This is a genomic window from Bacillus sp. RE35, assembly GCF_052146655.1.
Lineage (GTDB): Bacteria > Bacillota > Bacilli > Bacillales > Bacillaceae_G > Bacillus_A > Bacillus_A cereus.
This window is the reverse complement of the sequence record NZ_CP197377.1, coordinates 733,064-742,500: the sequence shown is the minus strand read 5'-3', so window position 1 is coordinate 742,500 and position 9,437 is coordinate 733,064. Positions and strand designations below refer to the sequence as shown.

The following is a 9,437-nucleotide window of genomic DNA, read 5'->3' as shown; positions in this document are numbered from 1 at the left end:
ACGCTGAAACGATGACAAAGGATGTAACTGATCCTCTCGAAAAACAATTTCGCAATTTAGAACACGTCGACACCATTACTTCTTCTACATACGAGGGATTATCACGTATCGACATTGCGTATACATCAAAAGCAAACATGAAAGATGCAGCACGCGAAGTCGAAAAAGCCGTCAATACAATTAAATTACCTAAAGATGTAACCAAGCCCGTAGTTAGTCAATTAAACACTTCTATGATTCCACTCGCTCAAATTACTATCCAGAAACAAAACGGTTTTTCAAAAGCAGATGAAAAACAAATTGAAAAAGAAATCGTACCACAACTCGAAAACATTGATGGTGTTGCCAACGTTATGTTTTTCGGAAAATCCACCTCTGAATTATCTATCGTACTTGATCCGAACCAATTAAAAAACAAAAACGTAACATCACAGCAGGTACTAACTGTTTTACAAGGAAAAGAAACTTCTACTCCAGCTGGGGCAATTACTGTTAATCAGGAAGAATACAACCTCCGCGTCATTGGGGACATAAAAAATGTAAATGACATTAAAAACATCACTGTGGCACCCCAAGTGAAATTGCAAGACATTGCTCAAATTGAAATCAAACAACACTACGATACAATCTCACATATAAACGGAGAAGAAGGCACAGGATTAATCATCATGAAAGAACCGAGTAAAAATGCAGTTGCCATTGGAAAAGAGATTGATAAAAAAGTTAAAGAGATAGATAAGGAATATAAAGATCAATTTTCCATTAAACTTTTGGCTTCAACCCATGAACAAGTTGAAAATGCTGTTACTAGCATGGGAAAAGAAGTAATACTTGGAGCAATCGCTGCAACTCTAATTATCTTAATCTTTTTACGTAACTTCCGAACAACACTCATCGCTGTTGTCAGTATTCCATTATCCATTTTATTAACACTCTTTTTACTACATCAATCTAACATTACGCTTAACATTTTAACCCTCGGTGGTTTAGCTGTTGCGGTTGGACGTCTCGTCGATGATAGTATCGTTGTCATCGAGAATATTTTCCGCCGTTTACAAAAAGATTCTTTCTCTAAAGATATCATTCTCGATGCAACGAAAGAAGTCGCAGTCGCAATTACTTCTTCTACTTTAACAACGGTCGCTGTTTTTTTACCTATCGGCCTCGTATCAGGAGCAATCGGAAAATTAATGTTACCTATGGTATTAGCAGTTGTATATTCTATATTATCATCCTTAATCGTTGCACTAACAGTTGTTCCACTTATGGCTTTTTTACTACTCAAAAAAACAAAGCATCGAAAGCCAAGTTCTTCATCACGATATGTCGCTACATTAAAGTGGGCTCTTTCTCATAAATTCATTATTCTACTTACTGCATTTTTATTATTTGTAGGATCAATTGCAGCTTATATATTACTACCGAAAGCAAACATAAAATCTGAAGACGACACAATGTTATCTATTAACATGACATTTCCAGCCCATTATAATGCTGAATCTCAAAAACAAAAAGCATTTGATTTTGAAAAAAAATTACTTTCTAATTCAGATATAACAGACGTTATTTTACGAATGGGATCTAGCGCAGAAGATGCACAATGGGGGCAAACAACTAAAAATAACCTCGCTAGTATATTCGTAGTCTTTAAAAAAGGTTCTGATATTGATCAATATATTAAAGAGTTAAAAAAGGAAAATAAAACTTTTGAGCCTGCTGAACTTGATTATATAAAAACAAGTTATTCAAGCTCTGGCGGCGGCAATAACTTACAATTTAACGTAACAGCTACTAACGAAGCGGATTTAAAAGAGGCGGCTACTATCGTTGAAACAAAACTAAAAAGCATGGATGATCTTTCTAAAGTAAAAACAAATTTAGAAGACTCTAAGAAAGAATGGCAAATTCATATTGATCAAACAAAGGCTGAACAACTAGGTTTAACACCAGAAATAGCTGCGCAACAAGTAGCATTCCTTATGAAGAAATCACCTATTGGCGAAATTACAATTAATAATGAAAAAGCTACTATTATGATAGAACAGAAAAAAGAAAACATTAATAAACAAGAAGATATTTTAAATACAAACATACTATCACCTATTAATGGACCAATACCTTTAAAAGACATCGCAACTATTTCAGAAAAACAAACACAAACAGAAATTTTCCATAAAGACGGAAAAGAAACAATCCAAATTACAGCCGAAGCTTCAAATGAAGATTTGAGTAAAGTAAACACAGCAGTAAATAAAGCGATGACTGACTTAGATTTACCTGGTGGTGCAAAAGTAAATATCGCAGGAGCTACTGAATCTATGCAAGAGAATTTTACAGATTTATTCAAAATTATGGGGATTGCAATCGGGATCGTATATTTAATTATGGTTATCACCTTCGGGCAAGCACGTGCTCCTTTTGCAATCCTATTCTCCTTACCATTAGCTGCTTTCGGTGGTATTTTAGGATTAATCATTTCACGAACACCTGTTGATGTAAATTCCTTGATCGGCGCATTAATGTTAATCGGGATTGTTGTTACAAACGCTATTGTATTAATAGAAAGAGTCCAACAAAATCGGGAACATGGAATGGAAACTAGAGAAGCCTTACTTGAAGCAGGTTCTACTAGACTACGCCCAATTATTATGACAGCTATTACAACAATCGTTGCTATGCTCCCACTCCTATTTGGCCAATCCCAAGCAGGAAGTATGGTATCAAAAAGTTTAGCCGTCGTTGTCATCGGCGGTTTGGCAGTCTCAACTGCTCTTACATTAGTAGTCGTTCCAGTTATGTATGAACTATTAGATAAAATCGGGAGAAAAAGACGCTCCCGTAGGAAAATAAGCACTTCTACAGAAACACCTGATATTTAAAAACAAAAGGCGTTATCTTCACAAATGAAGATAACGCCTTTTCTCTATTTAGTCATATAATCCATCATTTTTTCCACATATTGCTCTATAGGTTTACTAGAATCCACAATAAGGTATTCATTATTTGAAGGTCTTTTACTACCATTTAACCACTTTTTAAAACCTACTTCCGACTCCACCTTTTCAATTTGACTGATCATACGCTTACGTGTTTGCAGTCTCCTATTAATCTCTTCCATATCATTAAGATAACACTCAATATATTTATATTTCACACCATGTTTATTTGATAGTTCAATCCCTTTTTCAACCATTCCCTCATATAAACACGAACTATCCAATATAACACTATGCCCTTGTTCTAAATAAGAATCAATCAATACCCATTCGGCATCATACGCAAGCCCACCAACAATCGTTGATTCAATTCCTTTTACTTTTAATGATTTTAACAACGCGGATTTCAAAACATCATGATCTATAATTACAGCACCTGTTAATTTCGCTATATACTTAGAAACTGTCGATTTTCCTGACCCAGGAAAACCTGACATTTGCAGAAAAAACAAATTAAAGCTCCTCTCTAAATTACATCTGTTCTTCTTTATAATTAATCACAAATTCAACAATCATTACATCCATTCCTTCTATATTAAAATACAAAAGAACCCCCTACCTATAAATAGAGAGTTCTTCTTTATAATTTATGCCGCTTTTACCTTTTTCGTTGTTTTACTTTTTCTTTTCGTTCCTGTAAAGCGCTTGTGTAATATAGATGCTATCAAGCGTGAAATAACATTGAATAGTAATACCATAATAATTAATACAGCTGCAGATTTTGTCGCAATCAACTTCGCATCTGGAATAACTCCTTCAGAATTTAATTTCCAAATGTGAACCGCTAATGTTTCAGCTGGTCTAAACGGATTTAAAGGATGCGCAGGACTTGAGAAATCCGCTGCTGAATTTAAAATCGGGGATGTTAAACCCGCTGTGTAAATTAATGCTGCCGCTTCCCCAAATATACGACCCGCCGCTAAAATAATCCCTGTAATAATTTGTGGTAATGACGATGGGATAATAATACGAGCGATTGTTTGCCACTTCGTTGCACCTAATCCAAGACTTGCCTCTTTTACATTCTGAGGAACTTCTGAAATCGCATTTTCACAAACACGCGTTAAACCTGGTAAATTTAAAATAGTTAAAGCAAGAGCACCACCCATTACTGTGTATCCCCAACCTGTCATTGTAACGAACACTAACAAACCAAATAAACCAACAACAATAGAAGGTAAAGACGCCATCGTCTCTATACATAGACGAACAAAATTTAAAAAACGTCCTTGTTTTGCGTACTCCGCTAAATATATTCCAGCACCTAATCCAAGAGGAATAGATATAATAAGCGTTATAACAAGCATGTAGAAGGAATTGAATAACTGCGGACCAATCCCACCACCAGCTCTTGTATTGCTTGGTTCTCCAAACAAGAAATTAGGATCCCAAAATCCCCATCCCTTTTGTAAAATCTCAAATACTAAGAACACTAGCAAAGCTACAACTAAAGCCGCAACCGCATAAAAGATACCCGTCCAAACTTTATTTACCGTTCTTGCATTCATTATTATCGCTCACCTCTTTGCCCAATCGCTCGAATTACTAAAATAAACAGGAATGAAATAACAAGTAAAATCATCGCTAAAGTCCATAGCGCATTGTTCCAAGCAGTTCCGTTCAATGTATTCGTCATGTCCATTGTTAAAATACCAGTTAACGTCGCTGTCGGACTATATATTCCTTCTGGTAATTTAATCGTATTCCCGATTACCATTTGAACCGCTAACGCTTCACCGAAAGCACGCGCTAAGCCTAAAACAACACCTGTTAAAATCCCTTTTTTCGCAGCAGGAACAATCACTCGGCTAATCGCTTGCCATTTCGTTGATCCTAGACCATAAGAAGCTTCTAAATAATCAAATGGAACAGAACGTATTGCATCAGAAGCGATACTAGCAATAGTAGGTAAAATCATAATACTTAATACAACAATACCTGCAATTAAACTAAAGCCTACTCCCCCAAACGAATCACGTAATAGTGGTACTAAAATCGTAACACCTAATAATCCGTATACAACCGAAGGAATACCAACTAACAATTCTAGAACAGGCTTCAATACTTTATTTCCAAACTTTGGCGAAATTAAATTCATGAATATAGCAAGAGCTATAGCAATTGGTGCACTAATAATAACCGCGCCTAACGAAACCACCGTTGAACCTACAATGAAAATTAAAGCCCCGAAGGATCCTTGCTCAGCATTTGGATTCCATTTTGTCGATGTTAACATCTCAGTAAATGAGATACCACTTTGTGTAAAAGATTGAATACCTTTCCCACAAATAAACGCAATAATAGCTAATGTAATTAAAACAATAAAAATACCACAAAACGTAACAAGTGATCTTCCTATATATTCACTTTTCACGTAATTAATTTGTTTTTTCCCCTTCATCACAGGACAGACCCCACTTCACAGATTGAAATGAACAGGACTGGCCTTGCAGCCAGCCCCATAAAATTTTATTACTTATTTAATTTAGACATTGGAATGTAGCCCATATCTTCTACTTGTTTTTCAAAATCTTTACCTTTTACATAATCGATGTAAGCTTTCGTCGCTTCCTTCGCTTCACCTTTTGTTACCATATATTCGTAAGACCAGAATGGATATTTACCAGACGCGATGTTTTCAACTTTCGGTTCAGCACCATCAATTTTGACTGTTTGTAGTGCGCCTTTTTTCTCGCCCACCATGTAAGACATTGCTAAATAGCTCACCGAACCAGGAGTAGAGTTAATCGCTTGCTCTACTGCACCGTTAGAATCTTGTGTTGTACCAGTTCCATCATTAATTTTCGCGTCTTTCATAATCGTTTTTTCAAATGTAGCACGTGTACCAGATGAAGCTGGACGATTAATTACATTGATTTTTTCATCTTTTCCGCCAACTTCTTTCCAATTTGTTACTTTTCCAGTGAAGATATCTTGTACTTGTTGCATTGTTAAGTTATCAACTTTTACATCTTTATTTACGACAAGAGCGAATGCAATACCCGCTACCTTGTTATCTACTAATTCTTTCGCCTTTTCAGCATCTTTTATTTTATCTCCGGACGGAACATCTGAATTACCAATTTGTACTGCACCAGATGCTACTTGGTTAATCCCAGTTCCACTACCGCCACCTTGAACTTGAATAGAAACTTTTGAATTTTTCTCCATGAATTTCTTTCCAGCTTCCTCCGCAAGAGGTAGAAGAGCTGTAGAACCAGCCGCTGCAATCGTACCTGATAATTCTTGTTTTGTATTATCGCTTCCTTTAGCAGTGTCTTTACTAGTTGTATCTTCTGCTTTCCCACAACCAACTAATGCTCCTGCTACCACTAAAGCTGCTAAAGAAAATTTAATACCTTTTTTCATAACCATGTCTTGTACCCCCATTTGGATTATCACTTTTCGAATTCATTTTCTTTCGAACACAAATTCATTGTAGGACAACAATATTATGTGAGTGTTAAGCAATTTTTAATTTTAAGTAAATGACGATAATAATCCTTAAAAGCTAGAAATCCCAACATTTATAGTTAAATAACCAAACAAAAACCACACTAACTACGCTGCAATGTAAATATATTCTTAACAATGTAAATTCAATGTAAATGTTTTTCTCTCTTTTTCCCTTTTCGTTAAAGTTACATTTACAATTCCGCTGTATTTTGTAATTTTTACACACCTAATTCATGCACATTAAAAATAATTTCAGTAATATTTTTTAGTACAACTAAATAAATTGGAACAATTCTAAAAATAAATGAATATTTTTAAAGTACTAATTGACAACATAATCCAATGTAGTCTACTATATTACTAACAAAAAGTTTACCTTAGGAAACTTTTTAAACTCAAACTAAAAATATAGAGATGAGGTAACTTTTATGGTATCGGCTAATATAAAACCACTTTCCGAATTTAAAATAGGAGAGTTTGTACAAATTGAGAAGATACAATTAGAAGGAACTATGAAACGACGCTTATTAGATTTGGGATTTATCCCGGGGGCGACGATTAAAGTATTGCAACGCAGTCCACTTGGAGATCCGGTCGCTTATCAAGTGAGCAACACAACTATTGCACTGCGTAAAGAAGAAAGCTCCCTTATTTTCGGGGTATTAGTAGGAGATGATTTCAGATGAGCAAACATCGTATCGCTTTAGCTGGTAACCCGAATACAGGGAAAAGTACATTATTTAATACTTTAACAGGCTTAAAACAACATACTGGAAACTGGACGGGAAAAACTGTTTTAAAAGCTGAAGGAGAATATGAACATAACGGAAGTAATTATACATTAATAGATTTACCGGGAACTTACTCACTATACTCAAATTCCGCAGACGAAGAAGTAGCGAGGGATTATATTATATTTGAAAAACCAGAAGTAACTGTAGTTGTTATAGACGCAACTGCTATGGAAAGAAATTTAAATTTAGCACTTCAAGTGATGGAGATGACAAATAATGTAGTCATTTGCATTAACTTAATTGATGAAGCCGAGAAAAAAGGCATCGTTATTGATGAAAAGAAATTAGCAAAATCACTTGGTGTGCCTGTCGTTAAAATTTCAGCACGTAACCGAGTAGGTATTGGTCATTTGCTAAATGTTATTGCAAAAGTAGCAAATAAAAAACTAATTCCAACACCAATTAAAATTACTTACAGCGAAAAAATCGAAAATATGATTCAGGAATTAGAACCACAAATTTATAAAGTGTTCGGTGATACGTATCCAGCACGTTGGATTGCGTTACGTATATTAGATGGAGATAAAAATTTCTTAACTACACTTCAAAAACACCATAATGAACCACTTGTAAGGGAGGTCGTAATTAATGGAATCTCACTCAGCCAGTAAAGCTCTTCCATTAGACTATATTATTCAACATGCACAAACACTTTCAAAAGAAGATATACGAGATGATATAGTCGGAGATATTTACCGAACATCTGCAAGCATATGTAAAGAATCTGTCCAATATACAAATACTGATAAATTATATCGTTCCGAAAAACTAGATAAAATTTTCACATCTCCAATCTGGGGATTCCCAATTATGCTCGGTATTTTATCTATTATTTTTTATCTTACAATTGCAGGCGCTAACGTACCATCTGATATGATTGCCGAATTCTTCGGATGGGCCGAAGGATATTTAACATCTTGGTTCCAAGCAGCGCATGCACCTGAATGGTTACATGGCATTTTAATACTTGGTTTGTTCCGTGGTATCGGTGCTGTTATTAGCGTTATGTTACCACCTATGGCAATCTTTTTCCCTATGTTCGCGCTATTAGAAAACTATGGATACTTACCACGTGTCGCGTTTAATATGGACCGCTTATTCAAACGATCCGGTGCACACGGGAAACAATCTTTAACAATGGCAATGGGATTTGGTTGTAATGCAGCAGCCATTATGTCAACACGTATCATTGAATCACCACGTGAACGTATGCTAGCAATTTTAACGAACAACTTCGTTCCTTGTAACGGTCGCTGGCCTATGTTAATTTTAATGGCTTCACTATTTATGGCTGCTGGTTATACAGGCAGTATGCAAACATTGGTTACTGCTGGCGTTGTAGTTGGAATGGTTGTACTTGGTGTTATTATGACATTAACTGTTTCTTGGGTACTATCAAAAACAGCCTTAAAAGGGGTTCCAACTCACTACACACTTGAGTTACCTCCGTACCGCAAGCCAAAAGTTTGGAATACAATTGTTCGCGCAACACTCGATAAATCAATCTACGTTTTAAAACGAGCTATAGTTGTTGCTGCCCCTGCAGCTGCATTAACTTGGTTACTTGCTAACATTTTTATCGGTGACACAAGCTTACTTATGTATTTTGTAAATTTCCTAGATCCATTTGCTAAAATGTTAGGACTTGACGGGTTTATTCTAGCTGCATTCATTCTTGGACTACCTGCTAATGAAATTGTAATCCCAATTTTATTAATGTCTTACTTATCAACTGGGGCTTTAACTGAAATAGATGATTTTAATCAAATTAAAAATCTATTCCTAGAAAATGGTTGGACTTGGTTAACAGCGTTAAACACAATGTTGTTCTCACTTCTTCATTTCCCGTGCGGAACAACACTGGTTAACATATACAAAGAAACAAAAAGTGCAAAATGGACATTCTTATCGTTTGCAATCCCTACCGTTATCGCCATTGTTGTGACATTCCTCTCTACACAATTGGTACATTGGTTAGGGCTGGTATAAAGCAAAGCATACATAGAAGGTATCCCCCTTCACATATGCTTTGCACGAAAGAAACCTGAAATTATTCAGGTTTCTTTTTTTGCACATCAGTATTCCACGGCTGTGCTCCATACGTTGTGAGTTTTTTATGAATAAAATATATAGTTCCTGGAAGAACTGCCATTAATATCGTGCAACTAATTCCTAATCCAGTAAACAACTT

Annotated in this window: 9 protein-coding genes (1 of these 9 cut by a window edge); 4 read left to right on the top strand and 5 right to left on the bottom strand. The window is 35.5% G+C overall.

The genetic code is table 11. The features are described from left to right. On the top strand, window positions 1-2,879 hold the 3' portion of the coding sequence (locus tag ACTL4X_RS03740; protein ID WP_441394983.1) for an efflux RND transporter permease subunit. Its footprint begins 166 nt before the window's first position; 2,879 of the gene's 3,045 nt are visible here — the last part of the coding sequence; its start codon lies off the left edge, out of view; its stop codon occupies window positions 2,877-2,879. A gap of 44 nt (window positions 2,880-2,923) precedes the next feature. On the opposite strand, the gene ACTL4X_RS03735 is transcribed toward ACTL4X_RS03740, so the two are convergent. The 4 genes from ACTL4X_RS03735 to ACTL4X_RS03720 form a co-directional block, all read right to left on the bottom strand. After that, on the bottom strand, window positions 2,924-3,448 hold the full coding sequence (locus tag ACTL4X_RS03735; protein ID WP_441394982.1) for an AAA family ATPase: 525 nt from the start codon (window positions 3,446-3,448) through the stop codon (window positions 2,924-2,926). Window positions 3,449-3,583: 135 nt separating this feature from the next. Then, window positions 3,584-4,504 (bottom strand): phosphate ABC transporter permease PstA, encoded by a 921-nt coding sequence (gene pstA / locus ACTL4X_RS03730; protein WP_000994141.1) that lies wholly within the window; start codon window positions 4,502-4,504, stop codon window positions 3,584-3,586. Window positions 4,505-4,506: 2 nt separating this feature from the next. Beyond that, a complete protein-coding gene (gene pstC / locus ACTL4X_RS03725; RefSeq protein ID WP_000676677.1) occupies window positions 4,507-5,397 on the bottom strand; it encodes a phosphate ABC transporter permease subunit PstC in 891 nt (296 codons plus the stop codon). 71 nt (window positions 5,398-5,468) lie between these two features. Beyond that, window positions 5,469-6,371, bottom strand: coding sequence for a phosphate ABC transporter substrate-binding protein PstS family protein (locus ACTL4X_RS03720; RefSeq protein WP_000245108.1), 903 nt, complete (start codon window positions 6,369-6,371; stop codon window positions 5,469-5,471). Window positions 6,372-6,880: 509 nt separating this feature from the next. Here ACTL4X_RS03720 and ACTL4X_RS03715 point away from each other — a divergent pair. The 3 genes from ACTL4X_RS03715 to ACTL4X_RS03705 are packed head-to-tail and all read left to right on the top strand — an operon-like array spanning window position 6,881 to window position 9,235. Beyond that, complete coding sequence (locus tag ACTL4X_RS03715) at window positions 6,881-7,138, top strand: FeoA family protein (protein ID WP_071740706.1); 258 nt, start codon at window positions 6,881-6,883, stop codon at window positions 7,136-7,138. Further along, entirely contained in the window at window positions 7,135-7,857 is a 723-nt protein-coding gene (locus ACTL4X_RS03710; protein WP_000033865.1) for a FeoB small GTPase domain-containing protein, read from the top strand. The genes ACTL4X_RS03715 and ACTL4X_RS03710 overlap by 4 nt, the downstream gene beginning before the upstream one ends. Continuing rightward, the gene (locus ACTL4X_RS03705; protein WP_000443605.1) at window positions 7,835-9,235 is read left to right on the top strand and encodes a nucleoside recognition domain-containing protein; all 1,401 of its coding nucleotides are present in this window, start codon (window positions 7,835-7,837) and stop codon (window positions 9,233-9,235) included. The genes ACTL4X_RS03710 and ACTL4X_RS03705 overlap by 23 nt, the downstream gene beginning before the upstream one ends. Window positions 9,236-9,296: 61 nt before the next feature. Here ACTL4X_RS03705 and ACTL4X_RS03700 read toward each other — a convergent pair whose 3' ends face one another. Beyond that, window positions 9,297-9,434 carry a hypothetical protein gene (locus ACTL4X_RS03700; RefSeq protein ID WP_000493997.1) on the bottom strand — a complete coding sequence of 46 codons (138 nt, stop codon included), beginning with the start codon at window positions 9,432-9,434 and terminating at the stop codon, window positions 9,297-9,299. Window positions 9,435-9,437: the final 3 nt, after the last annotated feature.